Source organism: Pseudomonas sp. Irchel s3h17 (assembly GCF_900187505.1).
Classification (GTDB): domain Bacteria; phylum Pseudomonadota; class Gammaproteobacteria; order Pseudomonadales; family Pseudomonadaceae; genus Aquipseudomonas.
Genome location: NZ_FYDL01000008.1, coordinates 266275 through 290736, shown reverse-complemented (window position 1 = coordinate 290736; position 24462 = coordinate 266275). Strand labels below are relative to the sequence as shown.

General features: G+C 59.4%; 27 protein-coding genes. 14 read left to right on the top strand and 13 right to left on the bottom strand.

Translation table 11 applies throughout. From position 1 onward, the window contains the following. Positions 1-233 (top strand): hypothetical protein (locus CKW25_RS26845; RefSeq protein ID WP_218192554.1); only part of this gene is annotated, 233 nt, incomplete at its 5' end. Here the strand turns inward: CKW25_RS26845 and CKW25_RS14080 are convergent. The 5 genes from CKW25_RS14080 to colR form a co-directional block, all read right to left on the bottom strand. After that, positions 176-403, bottom strand: a complete 228-nt coding sequence (locus CKW25_RS14080) for a hypothetical protein (RefSeq protein ID WP_095080048.1) — start codon at positions 401-403, stop codon at positions 176-178. The genes CKW25_RS26845 and CKW25_RS14080 overlap by 58 nt on opposite strands. A 2-nt stretch (positions 404-405) precedes the next feature. Continuing rightward, positions 406-1119, bottom strand: coding sequence for a lipopolysaccharide kinase InaA family protein (locus CKW25_RS14075; RefSeq protein WP_095080047.1), 714 nt, complete (start codon positions 1117-1119; stop codon positions 406-408). A 4-nt stretch (positions 1120-1123) separates the two neighbouring features. Beyond that, positions 1124-1795: a class I SAM-dependent methyltransferase gene (locus CKW25_RS14070; protein WP_371855127.1), complete on the bottom strand. Its 672-nt coding sequence runs from the start codon at positions 1793-1795 to the stop codon at positions 1124-1126. Positions 1796-1966: 171 nt separating this feature from the next. Beyond that, positions 1967-3253 carry a HAMP domain-containing sensor histidine kinase gene (locus CKW25_RS14065; RefSeq protein ID WP_095080046.1) on the bottom strand — a complete coding sequence of 429 codons (1287 nt, stop codon included), beginning with the start codon at positions 3251-3253 and terminating at the stop codon, positions 1967-1969. Then, positions 3243-3926, bottom strand: a complete 684-nt coding sequence (colR, locus tag CKW25_RS14060) for a two-component system response regulator ColR (RefSeq protein ID WP_095080045.1) — start codon at positions 3924-3926, stop codon at positions 3243-3245. Before colR ends, CKW25_RS14065 begins: the two co-directional genes overlap by 11 nt. A 233-nt stretch (positions 3927-4159) precedes the next feature. Between colR and CKW25_RS14055 the strand changes: the two genes are divergently transcribed. Beyond that, positions 4160-4903 (top strand): phosphatase PAP2 family protein, encoded by a 744-nt coding sequence (locus CKW25_RS14055; RefSeq protein WP_095080044.1) that lies wholly within the window; start codon positions 4160-4162, stop codon positions 4901-4903. Between the two features lie 97 nt (positions 4904-5000). Here the strand turns inward: CKW25_RS14055 and groL are convergent, their stop codons facing one another. From groL to CKW25_RS14035, 4 genes are all read right to left on the bottom strand, one after another. Continuing rightward, positions 5001-6641: a chaperonin GroEL gene (groL, locus tag CKW25_RS14050; RefSeq protein WP_095080043.1), complete on the bottom strand. Its 1641-nt coding sequence runs from the start codon at positions 6639-6641 to the stop codon at positions 5001-5003. A 50-nt stretch (positions 6642-6691) separates the two neighbouring features. Then, positions 6692-6985 (bottom strand): co-chaperone GroES, encoded by a 294-nt coding sequence (locus CKW25_RS14045; protein ID WP_019827816.1) that lies wholly within the window; start codon positions 6983-6985, stop codon positions 6692-6694. 245 nt (positions 6986-7230) lie between these two features. Further along, the gene (locus CKW25_RS14040) at positions 7231-7707 is read right to left on the bottom strand and encodes an FxsA family protein (protein ID WP_095080042.1); all 477 of its coding nucleotides are present in this window, start codon (positions 7705-7707) and stop codon (positions 7231-7233) included. A gap of 66 nt (positions 7708-7773) precedes the next feature. After that, the gene (locus tag CKW25_RS14035; RefSeq protein WP_095080041.1) at positions 7774-8505 is read right to left on the bottom strand and encodes a HugZ family protein; all 732 of its coding nucleotides are present in this window, start codon (positions 8503-8505) and stop codon (positions 7774-7776) included. A 164-nt stretch (positions 8506-8669) separates the two neighbouring features. Between CKW25_RS14035 and CKW25_RS14030 the strand changes: the two genes are divergently transcribed. After that, positions 8670-9428, top strand: coding sequence for an SDR family oxidoreductase (locus CKW25_RS14030; protein WP_095080040.1), 759 nt, complete (start codon positions 8670-8672; stop codon positions 9426-9428). A gap of 184 nt (positions 9429-9612) precedes the next feature. On the opposite strand, the gene apbC is transcribed toward CKW25_RS14030, so the two are convergent. After that, positions 9613-10707 carry an iron-sulfur cluster carrier protein ApbC gene (apbC, locus tag CKW25_RS14025; RefSeq protein WP_095080039.1) on the bottom strand — a complete coding sequence of 365 codons (1095 nt, stop codon included), beginning with the start codon at positions 10705-10707 and terminating at the stop codon, positions 9613-9615. A gap of 333 nt (positions 10708-11040) precedes the next feature. On the opposite strand from apbC, the gene metG reads away from it, so the two are divergent. From metG to CKW25_RS13985, 8 genes are all read left to right on the top strand, one after another. Next, complete coding sequence (gene metG / locus CKW25_RS14020) at positions 11041-13092, top strand: methionine--tRNA ligase (protein WP_095080038.1); 2052 nt, start codon at positions 11041-11043, stop codon at positions 13090-13092. Between the two features lie 119 nt (positions 13093-13211). Further along, positions 13212-13799, top strand: coding sequence for an Rnf-Nqr domain containing protein (locus CKW25_RS14015; protein ID WP_095080037.1), 588 nt, complete (start codon positions 13212-13214; stop codon positions 13797-13799). Continuing rightward, entirely contained in the window at positions 13796-15010 is a 1215-nt protein-coding gene (gene rsxB / locus CKW25_RS14010; protein ID WP_095080036.1) for an electron transport complex subunit RsxB, read from the top strand. Before CKW25_RS14015 ends, rsxB begins: the two co-directional genes overlap by 4 nt. Continuing rightward, positions 14997-15989, top strand: coding sequence for an RnfABCDGE type electron transport complex subunit D (locus CKW25_RS14005; RefSeq protein WP_095080035.1), 993 nt, complete (start codon positions 14997-14999; stop codon positions 15987-15989). The genes rsxB and CKW25_RS14005 overlap by 14 nt, the downstream gene beginning before the upstream one ends. Beyond that, a complete protein-coding gene (locus tag CKW25_RS14000) occupies positions 15986-16591 on the top strand; it encodes an RnfABCDGE type electron transport complex subunit G (protein WP_095080034.1) in 606 nt (201 codons plus the stop codon). The genes CKW25_RS14005 and CKW25_RS14000 overlap by 4 nt, the downstream gene beginning before the upstream one ends. Further along, a complete protein-coding gene (locus CKW25_RS13995; protein ID WP_095080033.1) occupies positions 16588-17178 on the top strand; it encodes an Rnf-Nqr domain containing protein in 591 nt (196 codons plus the stop codon). Before CKW25_RS14000 ends, CKW25_RS13995 begins: the two co-directional genes overlap by 4 nt. 25 nt (positions 17179-17203) lie before the next feature. Continuing rightward, a complete protein-coding gene (gene nth / locus CKW25_RS13990) occupies positions 17204-17842 on the top strand; it encodes an endonuclease III (RefSeq protein ID WP_095080032.1) in 639 nt (212 codons plus the stop codon). A gap of 107 nt (positions 17843-17949) precedes the next feature. Further along, positions 17950-18129: a PA3496 family putative envelope integrity protein gene (locus tag CKW25_RS13985; RefSeq protein WP_095080031.1), complete on the top strand. Its 180-nt coding sequence runs from the start codon at positions 17950-17952 to the stop codon at positions 18127-18129. 167 nt (positions 18130-18296) lie between these two features. Here the strand turns inward: CKW25_RS13985 and CKW25_RS13980 are convergent, their stop codons facing one another. Beyond that, positions 18297-18923 carry a response regulator transcription factor gene (locus CKW25_RS13980; protein ID WP_095080030.1) on the bottom strand — a complete coding sequence of 209 codons (627 nt, stop codon included), beginning with the start codon at positions 18921-18923 and terminating at the stop codon, positions 18297-18299. 433 nt (positions 18924-19356) lie between these two features. On the opposite strand from CKW25_RS13980, the gene CKW25_RS27045 reads away from it, so the two are divergent. Beyond that, positions 19357-20172, top strand: coding sequence for a hypothetical protein (locus CKW25_RS27045; protein ID WP_256577974.1), 816 nt, complete (start codon positions 19357-19359; stop codon positions 20170-20172). A 113-nt stretch (positions 20173-20285) separates the two neighbouring features. Here the strand turns inward: CKW25_RS27045 and CKW25_RS13970 are convergent, their stop codons facing one another. Both CKW25_RS13970 and CKW25_RS13965 read right to left on the bottom strand, forming a co-directional pair. Next, positions 20286-21503 (bottom strand): argininosuccinate synthase, encoded by a 1218-nt coding sequence (locus CKW25_RS13970; RefSeq protein WP_017738284.1) that lies wholly within the window; start codon positions 21501-21503, stop codon positions 20286-20288. A gap of 128 nt (positions 21504-21631) precedes the next feature. After that, positions 21632-22540 carry an OmpA family protein gene (locus tag CKW25_RS13965; protein ID WP_095080029.1) on the bottom strand — a complete coding sequence of 303 codons (909 nt, stop codon included), beginning with the start codon at positions 22538-22540 and terminating at the stop codon, positions 21632-21634. A 156-nt stretch (positions 22541-22696) separates the two neighbouring features. Between CKW25_RS13965 and pyrC the strand changes: the two genes are divergently transcribed. Together pyrC and rnt are read left to right on the top strand one after the other, a co-directional pair. Next, the gene (pyrC, locus tag CKW25_RS13960) at positions 22697-23743 is read left to right on the top strand and encodes a dihydroorotase (RefSeq protein ID WP_095080028.1); all 1047 of its coding nucleotides are present in this window, start codon (positions 22697-22699) and stop codon (positions 23741-23743) included. Beyond that, positions 23740-24411 (top strand): ribonuclease T, encoded by a 672-nt coding sequence (rnt, locus tag CKW25_RS13955; RefSeq protein WP_095080027.1) that lies wholly within the window; start codon positions 23740-23742, stop codon positions 24409-24411. Before pyrC ends, rnt begins: the two co-directional genes overlap by 4 nt. Positions 24412-24462 lie beyond the last annotated feature (51 nt).

The following is a 24462-nucleotide window of genomic DNA, read 5'->3' as shown; positions in this document are numbered from 1 at the left end:
ACCCTTGCCTCTGGCTAACACTTCCCCTTGCCGGGTGTGTAGAGGACTTTCACCTCCAAGTCACCAGCGAGGCCACCACAGCCAAGCTGGTTGCGCTTGCGCGCAACGCGCCATGCCTGGCGCACAAACAAAAGGCCCCGCATGTGCGAGGCCTTTTCGTTGCGCTTCAATGTCTTCAGCTCTGCGGTCTCATTCCCTGGCTCATACTGAACATGAACAACAACAAATCATGATCAGGCTGGGTCGCCACTGATGATTTCTCAACCCGTGGCAATAAACAATGCTCGTCGCCGTGAGCGGTACTGAGGACTTGCGTGCGGGGCTGCTCCCATGCGGCCACCGCCAATGAAGCAACTGCCAAGGCTCCTACTAGAAACAAACCTCGCGCAATTTCGAGTTTCATCACTATAAACCTTTGATAGCGCTGCCAAACGCCGTCTTATAAAAATAGACTAGCTTGTCCCAGTCTGCCGGTTTCCACGACGAATGGCGCCGTAACTGCCTCATGTCGTGCACGGCCGCCTGCTTGCTCAGCAGACGCTGACGGCATTTCTCCAGGTCCAGCAAGGCCACTTCGGCCTTGGCCGCAGCCCCCTCGCCGGTGACCCGCACAAAGATATGCTTGATGTACAAGCAACCGTGCTGCCAACGACCCTTGTGCATCCGCGCCAGGTTTTCAGCCAGTTCCTTGAGCATACTGTCATGCAAGGCCTCGCCATGACGCTCGCGACCACCATTGGCATACCAGTCTTCAATCTCGACAAAGCCGTCCAGAGACTTGGTGACCAGCAACGCACGCCACTGGTGTACCGGGTCTGGCTGGGCACCGCAGAACACGATTTCCGGCACTCGGACTTTCAACGCCTGCAGGCCGGTCAGGGCATCAAGCTCGCGCAACACGGTCGGACGGCCGAACGGATGCAACCAGTCTCGATAGATATGCCCGGTCTGGCGCTTGGCATACAGCAATTGGCCATTAGGTGTATGGATACGCTGTACGCCACTTTCTCCACCGCGACGTACATTGGGCTCTTCCACCCATTCGCCGCGCTGGCTCCAGAAATACTCGAAGCGATCGTCGGGCGCGTGTTGCGTTTCCGATACCTGTTCAACTGCCATGCTGTTACCTCTTTCGCAAAATATAAACGCGCCACATGGCGTAGAGCGGAATGAAATCCAAATGTTCCTGAATGCGGAAACCCGCCTGCTCAAACTCGGCCTCTACCGTAGCGGCCGGCAACACAAAGCGGTTTTGGTAACCTTCCTGCGCACGGCTTTTCTCAGCACGCTTGCGTTTCCAGGCCTTGAAATTGCCGTCGACCCACAAGGAAAGAATGACGCTGTCGCGGGTGACACGCTGAAATTCCTTCAAGATGGCCAGTCGATGCTCGGCCTCACCGATGTGGTGCAGCAAACGCATGCAGAAGATGCTGTCCACGGAGCTGTCAGGCAAGGCGATATCGAATGCAGAGGTCTGCAAAGGGCGTACCCGCTTGACCACGTCGGCAGGTTGCGCCTGGGTTGCGATCTTTACCATTGACGCGGAGTTGTCTGCCCCGATGATCACACGGTTGGATTTTTCCGCCAGCATCGGCCAGAAGCGTCCGGCACCGCAGGGCAAGTCCAGCACCAGGCCCGGTTCACCTACGCGTTTGAGCGCGGTACGTGCCAATTGCAAGTCCCGCTTGTGCGACAGTTGGCGGCCGAGACCGTCCTTATGCTTGCGCAGATAGCGCTTGGCATGTTCCTCATCGTACTTTTCGGAAAATTCAAGTTTGACCGGGTCATCCATCATCAATGTCTCCTGAACTGATGACGGCTACCTTAGGGAGCGCAATGTGAGTTCCAGGTCATCCAGTTGTGAAAATTCCGTTAAAAAAATAAGAAACCATTACAGAATTTTACAGATTCAAGGTGGGCTTAGCCGGCCTGTGACACAGGATACGCCTCAAGAATGCCTGCCCACCTACGCCTCCCCTCCCTCGAGGAGTAACTCGACATGGAAGCGACAACCGTTCGGCTCCATGGTGCTGAGGCTGACGCTCCACCCCTGGTTCTCACAGATCCGCTGTACCAGCGACAGGCCCAGCCCCAGGCCCTCGCCGCGATTTTCTGAGCCACGCACAAAGGGTTCGAACATGGCCTCGCGCTTCTCCTCGGGAATCCCCACGCCACTGTCCTCGACCAGAAAGCCGCTGGGCAGGAGCGTCAGCCGGATAAAACCGCTGTCGGTGTAATGCAATGCATTGCGCAGCAGGTTGCCCATGACGGCGTGCAGCAATGTCGCGTTGTAACGCGTATCCAGCGGGTTCCCGGCGTTGTAGACCAGTTCCAGTCCTTTGGCCTCGACCGGTGCGCGCCACAAGCCGATCAGGTCCTGCGCCACCTGCCCCAGGGTCATCTGCGGCGCCCCGCTGGTTTCGTCACGCTGCGAACGGGCCAGCATCAGGAAGGTCTGCACCAGCTCGCGCATTTCGACACAGGCCCGCGCAATGCGCTCGACCTGGGCCCGGCCGCGCTGGTCGATGCCCGGGTTCTCCAGCAGCAATTCACAGGAGCTGGCCAGCACCATCAAGGGGGTGCGCAACTCATGACTGACGTCGCTGGTAAACAGCCGCTCGCGGTTCAATGCCTGGCGCAAGCGACCGAGGGTGGCGTCAAAGGCGACCGCCAACTCGCCCACTTCATCGGTGGCATAGTCTGGTGCCAAAGGGGGGGCCAGACCGAGCAACTGGTCACGGTGGCGCACTTGGCGTGCCAACCGGACCACCGGCGCCATCACTTTACGGGCCAGGACCCAGCCCAGGAATACCGCTAATGCGAGGCTCAACACAAACCCCACCAGCACCACGGCAAACAGCACTCGCTCACGCTCTTCGAAATCGCTCTGATCCTGCAGCAGCACGTAACGCCTGCCATCGACGATCTCGACCATCGCGTGGTACGACAGCTGCTCGCGAAACACCTCATGGAACCCGGAGTCCAGATGGCGCAGGTCCTTGGGCAAGTCGAAGGCACCGGGGCCGCCACTGAAATAGAACAGCTGGTCAGGCTCAGGCCGGTGACTCCACTCGGACGTGTTGTCCATCAGCAGCATCCGCTGCAAATCGCCCCCCAGCCCGGCAGAGATCAGCTTCTCTTCAACCACGTGCACGGTCGCCACGATACCCATGGCGAATGCCCCCGCGACCAACGCACTCATCAACGCAAAGGCGATGATGATTCGTTGCGCAAGGCTCTGCTTAAACTCCATCACGCCCCTCGGCCAAGCGATAGCCCACACCGTGCACCGTATGCAGCAACGGCTTGGCGAACGGCTTGTCGATCACCTGGCGCAATTGGTGGACATGGCTGCGCAGGCTGTCACTGTCCGGGCAATCATCGCCCCACAGGGCTTCTTCGAGAATTTCACGACGCAGCACATGCGGGCTTTTCTGCATCAACACGGCCAGCAACTTGAGGCCTACCGGGTTGAGCTTGAGCAGGCGTCCCTCGCGGGTCACCTCCAGGGTATCGAGGTCATAGCTCAAATCGCCGACCTGCAACGCACGTCGACCGCCCCCTTGGGTACGACGCATGACCGCCTCGACGCGCGCGGCCAGTTCCGACAGCGCAAAGGGTTTGATCAGGTAATCGTCGGCACCGGACTTGAAGCCCTGCAAGCGGTCATCCAACTGGTCACGGGCGGTCAGCATGATCACCGGCGTATCGCGCCGGGCGTCTTCGCGCAGGCGTTTGCAGAGCGTGTAGCCGTCGATGCCGGGCAACATGATATCGAGCACGATCAGGTCGTAATGCTCGGTGGCCGCCAGGTGCAACCCGGACAGGCCATCCTGTGCGCAATCGACGGTATAGCCTTTGAGCCCCAGGTAATCCGCCAGGTTGGCGAGGATATCGCGGTTGTCTTCAACCAATAGAATTCGCATGGGTATCTGCTCCGTACACAGTTACGGCCGTCTTGGCTCGCGCAGCTTAAGGCCAAGTCTGGCTCAGGGCCAGCGCTGTCTGATGGGCCAAATCCCGTCAACCCCGTCCACGAAAGGCATCACGAAATTTTCACCCTGCGTTCACGTACAGCTTACGGCGTCAGGCGCAGAGTACGGCCCTTTGAGTACACGAACCGTAGCCGATCCACTCTTCCTCGTTCAGGACGCCTTACATGCCATCCGCTGTTTTACGCCCAGTCTCACGCCCCCTGAACTTCTGGATCTGCCTGGGCATCCCCGCCGTGACGGCTGTCACGTTGCTGTTGCTGGAACTGACGTCGCTGGACATGAGCCTGGCCCAGCTGTTCTACGACCCGACGGCCGGCGGCTTTATCGGTCGCCACAGCTACTTTCTGGAAAATATCCTGCATGACCGGGCCAAGCAGGTGGTGATCGGATTCTCGGTGTTCGCCATTCTTGGCTTCATCGGCTCGTTCATGCTGACACGGCTCAAGCCGTTCAAGCGTGAGCTGGGCTGCCTGGTGCTGTCATTGGGCCTGGCGACCGCGTTCGTCACGCCCGTCAAAGCGGTGACTGCCGTGCAGTGCCCCTGGAGCCTGAAGGAGTTCGGTGGCAAGGAAACCTACAGCGAACTGCTCAGCCCCCGCCCCGCCACAGACAAGCCAGGGCGTTGCTGGCCGGGCGGTCATGCGGCCACGGGCTTTGCCTTGTTTGCAGTGTTCTTCGTATTGCGTGACCGTCGGCCGAAACTGGCCCGCGCGGCCTTCCTGCTTGCATTCGGTCTGGGCACGGTGTTTTCCATCAGCCGGATGATGCAGGGCGCGCACTTCTTCTCGCACAACGTATGGACAGCGGTGTTTTGCTGGCTGATTTGCCTGGGGTCTTACTACTACGTGCTGTACCGGCCGGCGACCAAGGCTGAGCGAGCGACCAGGGCAGAACCTGTCAGCGCCTGAACGGACGCCATCGCTCTCCTGACAGACCAGAATGAAGGCAATAAAAAACCCCGCTGGCTTAACGCCAGCGGGGTTTTTCGTACAGGGTAAGGCTGGCTTACATCATGCCGCCCATGCCGCCCATACCGCCCATGTCTGGCATGCCGCCAGCTGAAGCGTCTTCCTTGATCTCGGCGATCATGGCTTCCGTGGTGATCATCAGGCTGGCAATCGACGAAGCCGCTTGCAGAGCCGAACGAGTCACTTTGGCCGGGTCCAGGATACCCATTTCGATCATGTCGCCGTATTCGCCGGTCGCTGCGTTGTAACCGAAGTTACCCGTGCCTTGCTTGACCTTGTCGACGACAACGCTTGGCTCGTCACCGGAGTTGGCAACGATCTGACGCAGTGGCGCTTCAACAGCGCGACGCAGCAACTGGATGCCCACGTTCTGGTCATCGTTGTCGCCTTTCAGCTCGCTGATGGCCTGCAGAGCGCGAACCAGTGCCACGCCACCGCCAGGTACCACGCCTTCTTCAACGGCTGCACGGGTAGCGTGCAGGGCGTCTTCAACGCGGGCTTTCTTCTCTTTCATTTCAACTTCGGAGCCAGCGCCAACCTTGATCACTGCAACGCCGCCAGACAGCTTGGCCAGACGCTCTTGCAGTTTTTCACGGTCGTAGTCCGAGGAAGTTTCGGCAACCTGGGCACGGATCTGGGTGATGCGCGCTTCGATGTCGCCTTGTACGCCAGCACCGTCAACGATGATGGTGTTTTCCTTGGACAGGGTCACGCGCTTGGCGCTACCCAGGTGTTCCAGGGTGGTGCTTTCCAGGCTCAGGCCGATCTCTTCGGAGATAACGGTACCGCCGGTCAGAACGGCGATGTCCTGCAGCATGGCCTTGCGACGGTCGCCGAAGCCTGGAGCCTTGACGGCTGCGACTTTGACGATGCCACGCATGTTGTTCACAACCAGAGTCGCCAGGGCTTCGCCTTCAACGTCTTCAGCCACGATCAGCAGTGGGCGGCCGGCTTTGGCAACGGCTTCCAGCACTGGCAGCATTTCGCGGATGTTGGAGATCTTTTTGTCGACCAGCAGGATCAGCGGACCGTCCAGCTCGGCGGTCATGGTCTCTGGCTTGTTGACGAAGTACGGGGACAGGTAGCCACGGTCGAACTGCATGCCTTCAACAACCGACAGTTCGTTTTCCAGGCCCGAGCCTTCTTCAACGGTGATCACGCCTTCTTTACCGACTTTTTCCATGGCTTCGGCAATGATGTCGCCGATGGAGTTGTCGGAGTTGGCCGAGATGGTGCCGACCTGAGCGATTGCCTTGGTGTCAGCGCATGGCTTGGACAGGGCCTTGAGCTCTTTGACGATAGCGATGGTCGCTTTGTCGATACCGCGCTTGAGGTCCATCGGGTTCATGCCGGCAGCGACGGCTTTCAGGCCTTCGTTGACGATCGATTGAGCCAGAACGGTAGCGGTGGTGGTGCCGTCGCCTGCGTCATCGTTGGCACGGGAAGCAACGTCCTTGACCAGTTGCGCGCCCATGTTTTCGAAGCGATCTTTCAGTTCGATTTCTTTGGCAACCGAAACGCCGTCCTTGGTGATGGTCGGAGCGCCGAAGCTCTTCTCGATGATCACGTTACGGCCTTTAGGGCCCAGGGTCGCTTTTACTGCGTCAGCCAGGACGTTGACACCGGCGAGCATTTTCTTACGGGCGGAATCGCCGAATTTAACTTCTTTAGCAGCCATGATCGATATTCCTTAAATACTTGAGTAGTCGCGGGAAAATGAGCGGGGTATCAGCCTTCGATAACAGCGAGAATCTCGTTCTCAGCCATTACCAGCAGGTCTTCGCCGTCGACTTTGACGGTGTTGCTGCCCGAGTACGGGCCAAACACGACCTTGTCACCCACTTTCACAGCCAGCGCACGCACTTCACCGTTGTCCAGCACGCGGCCGGTACCGACAGCGAGGATCTCGCCGCTGTTGGCTTTTTCAGCAGCCGAACCTGGCAGAACGATACCGCCAGCGGTTTTCTTTTCTTCTTCGCTGCGACGGATGACGACGCGGTCATGCAGAGGACGAAGCTTCATTGTCGATCTCTCCTAATTGTGGTTTCAGCGGCCGGTGTAGTCCCGGCGGGTTAATTTCCGGCGTGGCCGGTTGCGGCTCGTCGAGCGAGACGCGGAAGTCTGTCTGGCGATCATCGCCAGAAACCTTGCGGTGACCGTTACATAAGGGCGCGCAAGCTCATTACAAGGGCAGCACAGCGAAATTTTTTACCGCACGGCCCGGCAAAACGAACACGGCACCCGAAGGTGCCGTGTGGTGGATGCGTTTACTTGGAATCACGGTGCTCGAATTCACCCTCGATCACGTCAGCTTCGCGCCCCAACGGTTGCCGCGGAACCGGGCCACCACGCGGTTGCAGGTCATCGGCAAAGGCGCGCTGGCGAATGGCTTGTTCCTCGGCACGCTGGCGCATCTTGTTGGCCAGCAGGCGCCGGGTGAGCGGCAGCATCATGACCAGGCCCAGCACACTGCTGATGAAGCCAGGGATGATCAACAGGCCGCCACCCAGGGCCAGCATCAGGCCTTCGAGCATGGTCTGGGCGGGCAGTTCGCCACGGCTCAGGCTTTCACGGGCGCGCAACGCGGTTGCCAGGCCGGCGATACGTAGTACAAACACCCCGAACATCGAGCCGAGGATGATCAGCAGCAGCGCCGGGAAAAACCCGATGGCCGCACTGACTTTCACGAATACGAACAGCTCCAGCACCGGAAACAGCAGAAAGAGCAATAGAAAAGGGCGCATCAACAGGTTCCTCAACGCAAGAATGCCTTGCAAGTAAGCCTTAGATGACGTCGCCATTTCGTGATTTCAAGCCTTGCTCGTCTCATTTGTTGGCCAATGCTCGGCGCGAGCCAGTAAAACCAGGGCTTCACGCACTTGTGTCGGCGTATTGCAAAGCGTCGGGAATGGCAACCAGTACACCCCTTGGCCAATCCGCAGGTGCATGCCTTCGGGGTCGATACCAACCATTTCCGCCGGTGAGGTGTTCGGCAGACCGGCCAGCTCGACGTAATGGGCAATGGCCTTGGCGTGGTCGGCATTCATGTGCTCGATCATGCTCGCCTCTGCCTGGCCGGCAAACGGGTTGGCCAGGGTCAGTTCGTTGACCCAATGAATGGCGCCAAAACCGCCGATGTAACGATGACGGACAGGCTCCAGCACCCAGAAGTCGAAGTCATGGGCGTTGTGATAGTTCCTCGAGTCCGGGAAATAGCGGTAGTAGCGCTCGGCGGCGGCTTCGATCGCAGCGGCGTCCTCGATCATCCGCGCCTCGGCCAGATAGGTCAGTCGCCCCACGGCCTGTACGTCTTCGGCCTCGCGCTCGCCCACCAGCAGTGAGCATTTAGGGTCTTTTTGCAGGTTGTGGGTGTGCTGGGCGATCCGACTGATCAATATCAGTGGGCGGCCCTGCTCGTTCAGGCAGTATGGAACCACGGAGCCAAACGGGAAACCGGGCATCGCCTTGGAGAGTGTCGAGAGCACCCCGCGGTATTCCTTGAGCAGCAATTCTCGTGCATGCTTGGCAGCTTCAACGCTCAATTTATGACTCCTTATATAGAACTAGTCGAAAAAACGGACAGGCTTCTGGAGAAAGTTCCAGCAATGCCTTCGGGGCAGTTCTCATGTGCAGCCAGGCCACGTCAGGCGCAGATCGAGAGGCTCTCTAAAAGGAATCCACTCAGACCTGCAATTAAGGCATGCGAATGCAACTCACTGACAAAGTAATCATTATCACTGGCGGCTGCCAGGGTTTAGGCCGCTCGATGGCCGAGTATTTCGCCGCCAAGGGCGCGAAGCTGGCACTGGTCGACCTGAACCAGGAGAAGCTCGACCTGGCCGTTGCCGCGTGCAAAGCCGCCGGCGTCGAGGCGCGCGCCTACCTGTGCAACGTTGCCAATGAAGAACAGGTGACCCACATGGTCGCCCAGGTAGCCGAAGACTTCGGCGCGATCCACGGCCTGATCAACAACGCCGGGATCCTGCGCGACGGCCTGCTGATCAAGGTCAAGGACGGCGAAATGAGCAAAATGAGCCTGGCCCAATGGCAAGCCGTCATCGACGTCAACCTGACCGGCGTGTTCCTGTGCACCCGTGAAGTGGCGGCGAAGATGATCGAACTGAAATCGTCCGGCGCGATCATCAACATCTCCTCGATCTCGCGCGCCGGCAACGTCGGCCAGACCAACTATTCCGCCGCCAAGGCCGGTGTCGCTGCGGCCACCGTGACCTGGGCCAAGGAACTGGCGCGCTACGGCATCCGCGTGGCAGGCATCGCACCGGGGTTCATCGAGACCGAAATGACCCTGGGCATGAAGCCTGAAGCCCTGGACAAAATGACCGCCGGTATCCCGCTCAAGCGCATGGGCAAACCGGAAGAGATCGCCCATTCGGCGGCCTACATTTTCGAGAACGACTACTACACCGGCCGGATTCTGGAAATGGATGGCGGGTTGCGCATTTAAAGCTCACGCCGCTTCTGTGGCGAGGGAGCTTGCTCCCGCTGGGTGGCGAAGCCACCCTGAAACCGGCTGACGAGTTCTAACAGTCAAAAACCGTCAGCTGATTTACGACTGCCGCGCCCGAGCGAGGATCAGTCGGCGGGAGCAAGCTCCCTCGCCACAAAAACACTCCCCTCGTGTTGCTGCATCAATCGTCGCTGATGCTGATACTCGGCATCGCTGGCGACAAAGCTTCCTGCAACACGATCCGTGCCCCGACGTGGCGAGCCAGTTCCTGGTAGACCATGGCGATCTGGCTGTCGGGTTCTGCGATCACCGTTGGCTTGCCGCCATCGGCCTGCTCGCGGATGACCATCGACAGCGGCAACGAGGCCAGCAACTCGACGCCATACTGGCTGGCCAGCTTCTCGCCACCACCTTCGCCGAACAGGTGCTCGGCGTGACCGCAGTTGGAGCAGATGTGCACGGCCATGTTTTCCACCACGCCCAGCACCGGGATGTTGACCTTGCGGAACATTTCCACGCCTTTGCGCGCATCCAGCAATGCCAGGTCCTGCGGCGTGGTGACGATGACCGCACCGGCCACCGGGACCTTTTGTGCCAGGGTCAACTGGATGTCACCGGTGCCTGGCGGCATGTCGATCACCAGGTAGTCCAGGTCGCCCCAGGCAGTCTGCGTCACCAATTGCAGCAAGGCACCGGACACCATCGGGCCGCGCCAGACCATCGGGGTGTTGTCATCGGTCAGGAACGCCATGGACATCACTTCGACGCCATGGGACTCGATGGGCACGAACCACTTCTGGTCCTTGACCTTGGGCCGGGTACCTTCAGGGATACCAAACATGATGCCCTGGCTCGGACCGTAGATATCCGCGTCAAGAATCCCGACCCTGGCGCCTTCACGGGCCAGGGCCAGCGCGAGGTTGGCGGCGGTGGTGGATTTGCCCACGCCGCCCTTGCCGGATGCCACGGCGACCACGTTCTTGACGTTGGCAAGCCCGGGGATCTGCGCCTGCGCCTTGTGTGCCGCGATCCGGGTGGTGATCTCGACGCGGGCCGAGGCCACGCCGTCCAGGCTTTCGATCGCCATCTGCAGCATCTGCGCCCAGCCGCTGTTGAACAGACCCGCGGCATAACCCTGCTCCAGCTGAACGCTGACGCGATCGCCCTGGATATCGATACCACGCAGGCAACCGGCACTGATCGGATCCTGGTTCAGGTAAGGGTCGGTGTACTGGCGAAGGACGGCTTCCACCGCTGCGCGATTGACGGCGCTCATGGGTAACTCCGATAACAGGACTTGAAAAAGATGACGGGTATCGTACCTGTTCCGCGACCGAGGCGGCATGCCTGTCGATCATTTGTTGCCGAGGAAATCCTGTGGCGAGGGAGCTTGCTCCCGCTGGGTGGCGAAGCCGCCCCAATTCCGGCTACCCGGTTCGACAGATAGATCGCATCCGTCTGATTACGACTGCTGCGCAGCCGAACGGGAGCAAGCTCCCTCGCCACAGGCTTTGGCAATCGATACGTCCGGAAACAGGCCTTTAGGGTGAAAAAACTTCGCCGGCGCTTTATAGTGGCCGACCTCCGTTTCATCAAGTAGCCGAGCCCCATGTCCGAGCCACGCAAGATCCTCGTCACCAGCGCCCTGCCCTATGCCAATGGTTCAATCCACCTTGGCCATATGCTTGAGTACATCCAGACCGATATGTGGGTGCGCTTCCAGAAGCATCGCGGCAATCAATGCACTTACGTCTGCGCCGACGACGCCCATGGTTCGGCCATCATGTTGCGCGCCGAAAAAGAAGGCATCACCCCGGAACAACTGATCGCCAACGTCCAGGCTGAACACAGCGCCGACTTTGCCGAGTTCCTGGTGGACTTCGACAACTTCCACTCCACTCACGCCGAAGAAAACCGTGAGCTGTCGAGCCAGATCTACCTGAAGTTGCGCGACGCCGGGCACATTGCCACGCGCTCGATCACCCAGTATTTCGACCCGGAAAAGAAAATGTTCCTGGCCGACCGCTTCATCAAGGGCACCTGCCCGAAATGCGGCACTGAAGACCAGTACGGCGACAACTGCGAAAAATGCGGCGCGACCTACGCACCGACCGACCTGAAGGATCCGAAGTCGGCGATCTCTGGCGCCACCCCGGTGCTCAAGGATTCCCAGCACTTCTTCTTCAAGCTGCCAGACTTCCAGGCCATGCTGCAGGCATGGACCCGCAGCGGTACCCTGCAGGACGCGGTCGCGAACAAGATCGCCGAATGGCTGGATGTCGGCCTGCAACAATGGGACATCTCCCGCGATGCGCCGTATTTCGGTTTCGAAATCCCGGACGAGCCCGGCAAATACTTCTACGTCTGGCTGGACGCACCAATCGGCTACATGGCGAGCTTCAAGAACCTCTGCGCGCGCCGGCAGGATTTGGACTTCGACGCCTACTGGGCCAAGGACTCCACCGCCGAGCTGTACCATTTCATCGGCAAGGACATCGTCAACTTCCACGCCCTGTTCTGGCCGGCCATGCTCGAAGGCGCGGGTTACCGCAAGCCGACCGGCATCAACGTTCACGGCTACCTGACCGTCAACGGCCAGAAAATGTCCAAGTCCCGCGGCACCTTCATCAAGGCCCGTACCTACCTGGACCACCTGTCGCCGGAATACCTGCGTTACTACTACGCGTCCAAGCTGGGCCGTGGCGTCGACGACCTGGACCTGAACCTCGAAGACTTCGTGCAGAAGGTCAACTCCGACCTGGTGGGCAAGGTCGTCAACATCGCCAGCCGTTGCGCAGGCTTTATCCACAAGGGCAACGCCGGCGTGCTGGTGGCTGAAAATGCCGCGCCGGAGCTGACTGACGCGTTCCTGGCCGCTACGCCAAGCATCTGCGACGCCTATGAAGCCCGTGACTTTGCCCGCGCCATGCGGGAAATCATGGGCCTGGCCGACCGCGCCAACGCCTGGATCGCCGACAAGGCGCCATGGTCGCTGAACAAGCAGGAAGGCAAGCAAGACGAAGTCCAGGCGATCTGCGCCACGGGCGTCAACCTGTTCCGCCAGCTGGTGATTTTCCTCAAGCCGGTCCTGCCGTTGCTGGCCGCCGACGCCGAGGCGTTTCTCAACGTCGCCCCGCTGACCTGGAACGATCACGCCACCCTGCTCGGCAACCATCAGTTGAACGAATTCAAACCGCTGATGACCCGCATCGATCCGGTCAAGGTCCAGGCCATGACCGACGCCTCGAAAGAAGACCTGGCCGCCAGCCAGACCGACACCGGCGCTGCTGCCCCACAAGGTAACGGCGAACTGGCCAAGGACCCGCTGTCGCCGGAAATCGAGTTCGACACCTTTGCGGCCGTCGACCTGCGCGTGGCCCTGATCCTCAAGGCTGAAGCCGTGGACGGTGCCGACAAACTGTTGCGCCTGACCCTGGATATCGGTGACGAGCAACGCAACGTGTTCTCCGGCATCAAGAGCGCCTACCCGGATCCGGCCAAGCTGGAAGGTCGCCTGACGATGATGATCGCCAACCTCAAGCCACGCAAAATGCGCTTCGGTATTTCCGAAGGCATGGTCATGGCTGCTGGCCCTGGCGGCGAAGAGATCTACCTGTTGAGCCCGGACAGCGGCGCCAAGCCAGGCCAGCGCATCAAGTAATTCGCCTGGCTGGACCGATCCCACCGTCACGCTGACGCGCGACGGTGGGATTTTCATATCTGCGCCGCCGGATACTGCCTAATCTTTAAGCACAGGCCCTCGTTCAACCCGGCTCACCCATGACCGACATTCTACTTACGCTCATCAGCACCGCCCTGATCAACAACTTCCTGTTGTACTGGCCGCTGGGCGTCGATCCGCTGTTGCAGTCGACGCGCGATCCCGCGGCCGAACGACGTCAAGTGCATGCCCTGGGCATTGCGACCACAGGCTTGATGCTGCTCAATGGCATGTTTGGCTATGGGGTGTATCACTGGCTGCTCGAGCCGCTTGGGCTTGCTTCCCTGCACCTGATGGTGTTTTTGCCACTGAGCGTGTTGCTCATCACGCCGCTGCTCAAGGTGCTGGCGCGCGTGCTGCCTGAGCTACCATTCGACGGCCTGTGGCCGTTGTTGCTGGGTAACGCGGGCGTGCTGGGGCTGAGCCTGCTCGGTTTGCAGAATGACAACGGTTTTGCCGGTCACGCCGCGTTGAGCCTCGGTGCCGGGCTGGGGTTCTGGCTGGTACTGAGCCTGTTCAGCGATTTGCGCCAACGCACTCTCAATAACGATGTGCCCCTACCCTTTCGCGGCTTGCCGATCGACCTGATCAGCGCCGGATTGATCGCCGTGGCATTTCTCGGTTTCAGCGGACTGATCAAACTATGAGTCTGATTCAACGCATCGACGCCCTTCTGCCACAGACTCAATGCGGCAAGTGCGGTCACCCAGGGTGCAAGCCCTACGCCGAGGGCATTGCCAACGGTGAAGCCATCAACAAGTGCCCGCCAGGTGGTCGTGAAACCCTTGCCGCGCTGGCCAGACTGCTGAACGTCCCGGAACTGGAACTCGACACCAGTCGTGGCACGGCACCGGCACAGATTGCGTTTATCCGTGAAGCCGAGTGCATCGGTTGCACCAAGTGCATTCAGGCGTGCCCGATCGATGCGATTGTCGGCGCGGCCAAGCTGATGCACACGGTGCTCGTCGACGAATGCACGGGCTGCGATTTATGTGTAGCGCCCTGCCCAGTGGATTGCATCGAGATGCATCCCTTGCCCTCGCCACAGGTGGTGCCCATTGTCGGCGGCCTGGCCTTCACCCCGGAACAACGCGACGCGCGAAGCGTCAAGCGCGACCATGCCCGGCAACGCTTCGAGCAGCGCAACGCGCGCCTGCGTCATGAAGAAGAACAGAAGCTCGCTGAACGCGCCGCGCGCGCGCAAAAAGCCGCGCAACCCGGCACGACCGGCAACAACCCGGTACAAGACGCCATCGCCCGGGTGCAGGCACAAAAAGCCGCAGCCGCCGATGCCGCGCTGAAAAAAGCCAAGATCGATGTGGCGATGAGCCGGGCGCAACTGCACAAATCACTGAAAGCCTTTGGTCACCCACCGACCTTCGAGCAACAGTCGCAGTTGATCGTTCTCCAGCAGCAGTTCGAATCCGCCGAGCAGGCCTTGGCGGTCCTGGAGGCCAGCGCAACGCCGGTGCCCGCGAAGGTCGCACCACCCGCCAACGACGCCGAACTCAAACGGGCGAAAATCCAGCTGGCCATGCGCCGTGCCGAACTGAAAAAAGCCCAGGCCGGCGACGCCCCGGCCGAGCATCTGGCGACGCTCGGTGCGGCACTGAACCAGGCCGAACAGGCACTGCACGCGGCGGAAAACGCCAGCGAAAAACCGGCTCCGGATCTGGTACGCGTCGAAAAACGGCCGATCGACCCACAGCTGCGCCAGCTGAAAACCGAACTGGCCTACGCCCGCGCCGACCTCGGCAAACTCGAGCGCTGCGCCGATACGCCGACAGCGTTGCTGACCCAGGCTCGCGCCAGGCTGGGCGAGGCAGAGCGCCGGGTGAACGACTATGTCGCCCCTTGAACCGGTCGACAATCGCCTGCAACAGGCGATGAAACGGGTGTTGCTGGCCACCGTGCCCGGCGTGCTGGTGTTGTTCTGGTGGTTTGGCTGGGGAGCTCTGATCAACCTGCTGCTGGCCTGTGGCAGCGCGCTGGCGGTGGAAGCCGCCGTGCTCCGCCTGCGCAAGTACCCGCTCAAGCCCTCCTTGAGCGATGGCAGCGCCTTGGTCAGCGCCACCCTGCTGGCCCTGGCATTACCGCCGTATTGCCCGTGGTGGCTGACGGTGAGCGCTGCGGCCTTTGCGATGATCTTCGGCAAGCACCTGTATGGCGGCGTGGGTAAAAACCCGTTCAACCCGGCGATGCTCGGTTTTGCCCTGGTGCTGGTGTGTTTCCCGCAACAGATGGTCCAGTGGCCGGCATCTCATGGAGTGAGTCTGCTTGAAGGTCTGCACCAGATTTTCGGTTTCAGCGATGCGCATCTTCCTGATGCCTGGGCGCAGGCCACCGCGCTGGACAGCCTGCGCATCAACAGAAGCCTGACCATGGACGAGCTCTTCGCCGGCAATCCGGCGTTTGGGCACGTTGGCGGCACCGGCATCGAATGGGTAAACCTGGCCTTTCTCGCCGGAGGCGCGTTTCTGTTGCAACAACGGGTGTTCAGTTGGCACGCCCCGGTCGGGATGCTGGGCAGTCTTTTCATCATCAGCCTGCTGTGCTGGAACGGCTCGGGCTCGGACTCCCATGGCTCTCCGCTGTTCCACCTGCTGACCGGTGCGAGCATGCTCGGCGCATTCTTCATCGTCACCGAACCGGTGTCGGGGGCAAGGGCCCCCAAGGCACGGTTGTTGTTTGGGGTCGGGGTCGGCGTGCTGACCTACCTGATCCGCACCTGGGGCGGTTATCCCGATGGCGTGGCCTTTGCCGTGCTGTTGATGAACCTGTGCGTGCCGGCCCTGGAGCGTCTCTGCGCCGGACAACCAGAGCCTCGTACGCCATGAACCGATACCTCAGCGTACTGATCCTGGTGCTCGTGGCCGGACTGGGCGCCGGTGCAACGCTCCTTGTGCAGTGGGCCCTCACCCCCCATATTTCCAGCCAACAGCGCTTGATCGAAAACCGGCGCCTGCTCGACCTACTGCCAACGGGCAGCTACGACAATCAGCCGTTGGACCACTCCCTGGCGCTGAAGGACGTTGCCCTGGCTAACAGCACTCTTCTGGGCGGGTACCTGGCGACCCTCGAGGGCCAAACCAGCGCAATCATGCTGCTGAGCCGGTCAATGGGCCATGAAGCGGCGATCGACCTGCTGATCGCCATCGACCCTCGCGGCAAACTGTTGGGCGTCAAAGTCCTCAAGCAAGCGGAAACACCGGGGCTAGGAGGCACCATCGCCACTCAGCCCAATCCGTGGCTACGGGGCTTTATCGGAAAATCCCGTCAGGACCCGAGCGACAGTGGCTGGGCGCTGAAGAAGGATCAGGGCCGGTTCGATCAACTGGCCGGCGCCACCATCACCTCCCGCGCGGTGATCGGTGCCGTGCACGATGCGCTACGTTACTTCGACGAACATCAGCCCCAATTGATCGGGAGCGGACAATGAACAACGCCAGGGTGCTACAGAACTCGCTGATGCTTACCCTGTTGATCGGTGCCAGTGACACGCTGGTCAGCGCCCTGAGCCTGGCACTGCTGTCCCTGCTGGTCATCAGTGTCTATGGCATGAAGATGAGCCTGCTGCGCCCCCGCATCCAGCCGCCCCTGCAGTTGATCACCGGTACGCTGCTCGCGGCGGCGTTGACCAGCCTTGCCGCGCTGGCCCTGCAAGGCTGGGCGTTTGAGCTGCACCAGCAACTGGGCATTTATGTCGGGCTGCTCGCCCTGCAATGCGTGGTGCTGGAGTACAGCGGATTTTTCACCCGGACCCTCATGCCTGATCGATTGCGCCTGTGTGCCCTGTTCGGCGCCGCAATGGTTATTCTGGGTACTGTGCGCGAAGGCTTGGGCCACGGCTCATTCGCCAGTCACCTGCAATGGTTGGTCGGCATCACGGATTCGAATGGATCCGGCTGGGTATTGATCGAAGGTGGCGGCCTGCGACTGGCCGTCATCACACCTGGCGGGTTTATTCTGCTGGGACTGCTCCTGGCAGCCAAACGAGCCTGGCCTGGCACCTCAACTTCACACTGAACGTCTTCAAGGAACTGCTCTGCCCATGAATGCCGCAAAACGCCTGGAAATTTTTCGCCGGCTTCACGAAGACAATCCGGAACCGAAAACCGAGCTGGCCTATGCCTCCCCCTTCGAACTGCTGATTGCGGTGATCCTCTCCGCCCAGTCCACGGACGTCGGCGTGAACAAGGCCACGGCCAGGCTGTTTCCGGTTGCCAATACCCCAGCGGCAATCCATGCACTCGGTGTAGAGGGCCTGTCGCACTACATCAAGACGATCGGCCTGTACAACAGCAAGGCGAAGAATGTCATCGAGACGTGCAGGTTGCTGGTGGAGCGCCATGGCGGCGAAGTCCCGCAAACCCGCGAAGAATTGGAGGCATTGCCCGGTGTGGGCAGGAAGACCGCAAACGTGGTGCTCAACACCGCCTTTCGACAACTGACCATGGCGGTGGACACCCATATTTTCCGGGTCAGTAACCGGACAGGCCTGGCGCCTGGGAAAAATGTGCTGGAAGTGGAAGCCAAACTGATGAAGTTTGTGCCCAAGGAGTACCTCCTCGACTCCCATCACTGGCTCATCCTGCATGGGCGCTACGTATGCCTGGCCCGCAAGCCTCGCTGCGGCAGTTGCCGGATCGAAGACCTGTGCGAATACAAGCACAAAACCTCGGACGATTGAGGCGCTATTGCTTTTATTGATTTATCGATTGAAAAAATCTTTTTTACCCGCCAGGAGATTGTCGATATAAGAAGCGCCAATGGCAGTCTTAGCCTGGAGTTAACCTTATGAGCACTGGCAAAGAACAACTGGACGTAGAAGACGACTTCACCCCTGTTGAGGCCGATGATGTTGAGCCCGTGGCAGAGGTGGCAAAGACCAACCTGAGCAAGCGTCGCACCATCGATAACCTCCTGGAGGAGCGCCGCCTGCAAAAGCAACTGGCCGACTACGACTTTGATCTTTAACACCTGAAAGCCTCCTTGACGGGAGGCTTTTCATCTAGCGGTCACTCACTGCCCTCACCTATCTCCTGAACAGTTGTTCCTGGATAAACGCTCCCAGTGAGCTGAAGCCGTCTAACACTCCCCTGCCTCCCGAGTGTCTGGAAAAAGCCACTTGAACCCCGGCAATCTCAAACCAGGCCGTTACGCTGCGCCAGCTCGATCAAATCGACTAGCGAACGCGCGTTCAGCTTGAGCAGCAGACGGGTTTTGTATGTGCTAACGGTCTTATTGCTCAAGAACATCCCATCGGCAATTTCCTTGTTGGTCTTGCCTCGTGCCAGCTGCTGCAACACCATCATTTCCCGTCCGGACAGCCGATCCACCATATCGGCTTCACTGGCATTCCCCAAGCTTGAACGGACCGTGTGCAACGCTTGATTCGGGAAATAGCTGTACCCCGACAGCACCGCCTTGATAGCGCTCAACAACTCGGTGAGGTCCTGCTGCTTGCAGACATACCCGGCAGACCCTGCCTGCATGCAACGCATCGAGAAATGCCCCGGAGCCTGAGACGTCAGGACCAGTACTTTCGCAGGCGAGGGCGTCGACGACAATCGCGCGATAACTTCCAGGCCATCAAGTTTCGGGATGCCTATATCCAGTATTACAATATCCGGCAGATGCTCACGAGCAAGTTGCAACGCATCTACGCCATTATCCGTTTCAGCAATGACTTCGTAGCCATGACGTTCCATTAGCATACGTACAGCAAGACGAATGACGGGGTGATCATCCACGATCAGCACTTTATTCATGGGCAAGTCCAATTTTCGCTGTTCGAATGTTTAGAACCCGCACAATAGCCTAGTCGTTTCGACCTTGGGATGGTGACCTGCCCAACCACCCACACCAAGAGACATTCCCTACAAACATTAAGGACAGATCCTACAATAACTCACAAAAAACTATGTCTCTTAAAGTTTACTTGAAGCTCCACAAGCCAGACTTCCTGACAATTCCTGCTCAGCACACAACACAAAAAAAGCCGAGACAATGAAAATACTATTGCGACTTTTTTTCAACGATGACCTATCATAAAACTAACAACCAACAACAACCAACAACAACCCAACAACCCAACAACCCAACAACCAAACACACTAACTCCACCTAGAAAAACACTCGCCAACCTAACAACTTCTACACACCTGACAAAGTCCAACAACACAACACTCATGAGAACCCAGCATGGAAAAAATTCAAAAAAAAATAACAACCCCAATGAGCATCATCGCGATATTCGCGACGCTCTCCGAAACATCCGCGGCCGTCTCGCTGCCGTTCCTTGACGAGGACAACCAAGAGATTTACATCTGGTTCCTGATCAGTTTCCCCTTCTATCTGCTCTTCCTGTTCTTTTACACGTTAAACTTTAACCACAAGTCATTGTACGCACCGTCCGACTTCAATAAGAGCAAGCAGTTTATAAAAGTCATTGGCGATACTGCACGATCAAAAATGAACAGCGACGCCAACCTTGCCAAGGAGGATAAACAAAGCCTGCAAGCGCCCGCAAAAAAACAGCTCGTGGAACAGTCAAACAAACGGCGCCGGGCAGTGCTGAACGCCAGGTCCGACGATCTGCCTCCCAGCATGCAAGACCCGCCAGGCATCGCTGCCAGTGACTGCTTGAGCGCTCAACATCAAATCCCTTTACCGAAATCGATACGGTCCATTCGCATCATGGATGCCCGCTGGATCCGCAAGAAAAAACAACTCAGACACTTGGCGGCCAGCGTCGATGAACGCAAACACAATCAACGCAAAGCCATTCTGCTTCTTAGTTGCCATGAATCCGCACACATCGTTAACGGAAATTCATTCAAGGAGACGGGTATAAAATCACCCCCCCTCACAAACGGCTTTTACATGATTTACAACTTGAGCACGCAGGCAGTCACCGTCATCGATCAGGACTCCAATTCACCCGACTACCCGAGAGAGGAAAAATCGCGACAGAACAACGCAAGAGAGAAGGAAGACAGGGAGATTTCAGAGCACTGAAGCGTCAACTTCAGTCACAGGGACTCAACGCACGATCGACACACACAAAATTCTTCGCTCGAATTGTGGCCCCGCACCACGCGGGACCACAGTTCGTGACTAGCAAGGCAACATCAGAACAGCTTGCGGCCTTTGTTCGCCGCGATGCGCATACGCAGCGCATTGAGCTTGATGAAGCCGGCTGCATCAGCCTGGTTGTACGCGCCGCCATCTTCTTCGAAGGTTGCGATATTGGCGTCGAACAACGACTCGTCAGACTTGCGACCCGTGACGATCACATTGCCCTTGTACAGTTTCAAGCGGACGACGCCATTCACGTGCGCCTGGGAGGCGTCGATCATCTGTTGCAGCATCAGGCGCTCAGGGCTCCACCAGTAGCCGGTGTAGATCAGGCTGGCGTACTTGGGCATCAACTCGTCTTTGAGGTGAGCCACTTCGCGGTCCAGGGTGATCGACTCGATGGCGCGGTGAGCACGCAGCATGATGGTGCCACCAGGTGTCTCGTAGCAGCCACGGGACTTCATGCCGACATAGCGGTTCTCGACGATATCGAGACGGCCGATACCGTGTTCGCCACCGATACGGTTCAAGGTCGCCAGCACGGTGGCCGGGGTCATTTCGACGCCGTCCAGTGCGACGATGTCGCCGTTGCGGTAGGTCAGTTCCAGGTACTGTGGTTTGTCAGGAGCGTTCTCCGGGGAGACGGTCCATTTCCACATGTCTTCTTCGTGCTCGGTCCAGGTGTCTTCCAGCACGCCGCCTTCATAGGAGATGTGCAGCAGGTTGGCATCCATCGAATACGGGGATTTTTTCTTGCCGTGACGCTCGATCGGGATCGCGTGCTTCTCGGCGTAGTCCATCAGCTTCTCGCGGGACAGCAGGTCCCATTCGCGCCACGGAGCGATCACTTTCACGCCTGGCTTCAAGGCGTAGGCGCCCAGTTCGAAACGAACCTGGTCGTTGCCCTTGCCGGTCGCGCCGTGGGAAATGGCGTCAGCGCCGGTTTCGTTGGCGATTTCGATCAAGCGCTTGGCGATCAACGGACGAGCGATGGAAGTACCCAGCAGGTACTCGCCTTCGTAAACGGTGTTGGCGCGGAACATCGGGAACACGAAATCGCGCACGAATTCTTCGCGCAGATCGTCGATGTAGATTTCTTTTACGCCCATGGCCTGTGCCTTGGCGCGGGCCGGTTCGACCTCTTCGCCCTGACCCAGGTCGGCGGTGAAGGTCACCACTTCACAGTTATAAGTATCCTGCAGCCACTTGAGGATCACCGAAGTGTCCAGGCCGCCGGAATACGCCAGAACGACCTTGTTTACGTCCGCCATGCCATCACTCCACGGGGTTCTACGGAAAGCCGATAAGTCTAACGCTGCGAGAGGATAATTTACAGAGGCGCGACAGCTTATGACGACGAAGCGACAGATTATGTCGAGCGGGCGACGATTTCAGCCGTTCAGGATGCCGTGCCCGTGCTGCCGCTGGAGCTGACTTGCGGGGCAGGATCCTGCGCGGGCTCGACCCGCTCAAGTTGCACATTGACCCGACGGTTTTTCGCCCGATTGGCCGTATTGGTATTGGGCGCCAGGGGGTACCGTTCACCGTGGAACCGCAGGGTAATCTGCGACTCGGCAATGCCATTGGCCTTGAGGTAATCCATCACCGCCAGCGCCCTGCGCCGGGACAGGTCACGGTTGGTCAGACGGTTGCCGCTGTTATCGGAATGCCCGTCGACCTCGATGTGATTGACCGTCGGATCAGCCTTCATGAACGCCAGCATCACCTGCAACCTGGCCTTGGCCTGTGCGTCCAGTTCGATACCGCCGCCCGGGAAACCGACCTGGGCCTGCTTCACCTGGTCATAATTCATGGGCAGCAACTTGGCGACACAGCCCTGGTAATCGGCATAGGCCTTGCTGAACCTGACCGGCAGCAGGCGTACTTCCGACACCCGGCCATCACGCGCGTAATGCCGAACCAGTGGACTGCGCCCGTCCATCAAGCCGCCGATGAGGCGCCCGGCCTGAAGCTGCGAACTGTTGAACAATACGTCGCCGCTGCCCAACCTGACCGACCCCAGGTTGATATCACCCCGCCCGGGCTGCCACGGCGCTGCGGCGGCCAGCAAGGTCGCCGAGCCACCGGCCAGCATCGGATTATAGGCCTTCAAGCGAAACGTCGCCTGCTCGCCCGCTCGCCGCACGAACTCACCCGAGCCGAAATCGGTAACCGGCTGCGTCAGGCGGCATTCGAACGGGTCACCCTCGACCTTCCACTCAATGCTCTCCAGGCGTGTCTGGAAAGTGAGCGCCATGGCGGGAAGGCTGGCAAACACACTGAGCAAGGCTAGATAACGCTGGCGCACGGGAGGCTCCACTGACTTCTGCAACAAAAAGACCGATATACATGTTTACGGCATACCTTTGTAATATCGGAAGTCTGCGACAAAACTTGATAGCGGGTGCCTGCGAGAGTCTTTTCCGGTAGCATTCCCATGAGTTTTACCCGCCTGGAATCCCCAATGTCCGACCGCCTGACCCTGCTGCGTCCCGACGACTGGCATATTCATCTTCGCGATGGTGCTGTGTTGCCCAATACAGTGGCGGATGTCGCGCGCACCTTTGGTCGCGCCATCATCATGCCTAACCTGGTACCGCCGGTGCGTAACGCCGCTGAAGCCGACGCCTATCGCCAGCGCATTCTCGCTGCGCGCCCGGCCGGCAGCCGCTTCGAACCGCTGATGGTGCTCTACCTGACCGACCGCACGTCCGCCGACGAAATTCGCACGGCCAAGGCCAGCGGTTTCGTTCATGCCGCCAAGTTGTATCCGGCCGGTGCGACCACCAACTCGGATTCTGGCGTGACCAGCATCGACAAGATCTTCCCTGCGATCGAGGCCATGGCCGAAGTCGGGATGCCCTTGCTGGTCCACGGTGAAATCACCCGTGGCGACGTCGATGTCTTCGACCGCGAAAAAATCTTCATCGACGAGCACATGCGTCGTGTCGTGGAGCGTTTTCCAACGCTCAAGGTGGTGTTCGAACACATCACCACCAGCGATGCCGTGCAGTTCGTCAACGAGGCTTCGGCCAATGTGGGCGCGACCATCACCGCCCATCACCTGCTGTACAACCGCAACCACATGCTGGTCGGCGGGATTCGCCCGCACTTCTATTGCCTGCCGATTCTCAAGCGCAACACCCACCAGGTCGCCCTGCTGGATGCCGCCACCAGCGGCAGCGATAAGTTCTTCCTGGGTACTGACTCGGCGCCCCACGCCCAGCATGCCAAAGAAGCAGCCTGTGGCTGTGCCGGGTGCTACACCGCCTATGCAGCGATCGAGATGTATGCCGAAGCCTTTGAACAGCGCAACGCGCTGGACAAGCTCGAAGCCTTCGCCAGCCTGAACGGCCCGCGCTTCTATGGCCTGCCGGCGAACACCGACCGCATCACCCTGGTCCGCGAAGAATGGACCGCCCCAACCAGCCTGCCGTTCGGCGAGCTGACTGTCATCCCGCTGCGCGCCGGTGAAAAACTGCGCTGGCGCCTGCTGGAGGAACACGCGTGAGTGAAGACCATTACGACGACGAACAGGAAGGCCAGGGCGGCGGTTCGCGCCACCCGATGGCAGCCCGGTTCCGTGGATACCTGCCGGTCGTCGTCGATGTTGAAACCGGTGGTTTCAACTGTGCCACTGACGCACTGCTGGAAATCGCCGCGACGACCATCAGCATGGACGAAAAAGGGTTTGTGTACCCTGATCACACCTATTTCTTCCGTGTCGAGCCGTTCGAAGGCGCCAACATCGAAGCCGCCGCACTGGAGTTCACCGGGATCAAGCTCGATCACCCTCTGCGCATGGCGGTGAGTGAAGAGAGCGCGCTGACCGACATCTTCCGTGGCGTGCGCAAGGCGTTGAAAGCCAACGGCTGCAAACGGGCCATCCTGGTCGGCCACAACAGCAGCTTCGACCTGGGCTTCCTCAACGCCGCGGCCGCTCGCCTGGACATGAAGCGCAACCCGTTTCACCCGTTCTCCAGCTTCGACACCGCCACACTGGCCGGCCTGGCTTATGGCCAGACCGTGCTGGCCAAGGCATGTCAGGCAGCCGACATCGACTTCGACGGACGTGAGGCCCACTCGGCTCGCTACGACACCGAGAAGACCGCTGATCTGTTCTGCGGCATCGTCAACCGCTGGAAGCAAATGGGCGGCTGGGAAGACTTCAACGACTGATCGAGTCGCAGGTTTCTCGCGCCCATGAAAAACCGGCCATTGAGGCCGGTT

Coding starts and splice junctions, on each gene's coding strand:
- CKW25_RS14000 (WP_095080034.1), top strand. CDS start 15,986: ATGAACCGATACCTCAGCGTACTGATCCTGGTGCTCGTGGCCGGACTG.
- CKW25_RS14005 (WP_095080035.1), top strand. CDS start 14,997: ATGTCGCCCCTTGAACCGGTCGACAATCGCCTGCAACAGGCGATGAAA.
- CKW25_RS14030 (WP_095080040.1), top strand. CDS start 8,670: ATGCAACTCACTGACAAAGTAATCATTATCACTGGCGGCTGCCAGGGT.
- CKW25_RS14080 (WP_095080048.1), bottom strand. CDS start 403: ATGAAACTCGAAATTGCGCGAGGTTTGTTTCTAGTAGGAGCCTTGGCA.
- CKW25_RS13985 (WP_095080031.1), top strand. CDS start 17,950: ATGAGCACTGGCAAAGAACAACTGGACGTAGAAGACGACTTCACCCCT.
- metG (WP_095080038.1), top strand. CDS start 11,041: ATGTCCGAGCCACGCAAGATCCTCGTCACCAGCGCCCTGCCCTATGCC.
- rsxB (WP_095080036.1), top strand. CDS start 13,796: ATGAGTCTGATTCAACGCATCGACGCCCTTCTGCCACAGACTCAATGC.
- CKW25_RS14075 (WP_095080047.1), bottom strand. CDS start 1,119: ATGGCAGTTGAACAGGTATCGGAAACGCAACACGCGCCCGACGATCGC.
- CKW25_RS14065 (WP_095080046.1), bottom strand. CDS start 3,253: ATGGAGTTTAAGCAGAGCCTTGCGCAACGAATCATCATCGCCTTTGCG.
- pyrC (WP_095080028.1), top strand. CDS start 22,697: ATGTCCGACCGCCTGACCCTGCTGCGTCCCGACGACTGGCATATTCAT.
- CKW25_RS14045 (WP_019827816.1), bottom strand. CDS start 6,985: ATGAAGCTTCGTCCTCTGCATGACCGCGTCGTCATCCGTCGCAGCGAA.
- CKW25_RS27045 (WP_256577974.1), top strand. CDS start 19,357: ATGGAAAAAATTCAAAAAAAAATAACAACCCCAATGAGCATCATCGCG.
- nth (WP_095080032.1), top strand. CDS start 17,204: ATGAATGCCGCAAAACGCCTGGAAATTTTTCGCCGGCTTCACGAAGAC.
- CKW25_RS14055 (WP_095080044.1), top strand. CDS start 4,160: ATGCCATCCGCTGTTTTACGCCCAGTCTCACGCCCCCTGAACTTCTGG.
- CKW25_RS14015 (WP_095080037.1), top strand. CDS start 13,212: ATGACCGACATTCTACTTACGCTCATCAGCACCGCCCTGATCAACAAC.
- CKW25_RS13995 (WP_095080033.1), top strand. CDS start 16,588: ATGAACAACGCCAGGGTGCTACAGAACTCGCTGATGCTTACCCTGTTG.
- colR (WP_095080045.1), bottom strand. CDS start 3,926: ATGCGAATTCTATTGGTTGAAGACAACCGCGATATCCTCGCCAACCTG.
- CKW25_RS14070 (WP_371855127.1), bottom strand. CDS start 1,795: ATGATGGATGACCCGGTCAAACTTGAATTTTCCGAAAAGTACGATGAG.
- CKW25_RS13970 (WP_017738284.1), bottom strand. CDS start 21,503: ATGGCGGACGTAAACAAGGTCGTTCTGGCGTATTCCGGCGGCCTGGAC.
- groL (WP_095080043.1), bottom strand. CDS start 6,641: ATGGCTGCTAAAGAAGTTAAATTCGGCGATTCCGCCCGTAAGAAAATG.
- apbC (WP_095080039.1), bottom strand. CDS start 10,707: ATGAGCGCCGTCAATCGCGCAGCGGTGGAAGCCGTCCTTCGCCAGTAC.
- CKW25_RS14040 (WP_095080042.1), bottom strand. CDS start 7,707: ATGCGCCCTTTTCTATTGCTCTTTCTGCTGTTTCCGGTGCTGGAGCTG.
- CKW25_RS13980 (WP_095080030.1), bottom strand. CDS start 18,923: ATGAATAAAGTGCTGATCGTGGATGATCACCCCGTCATTCGTCTTGCT.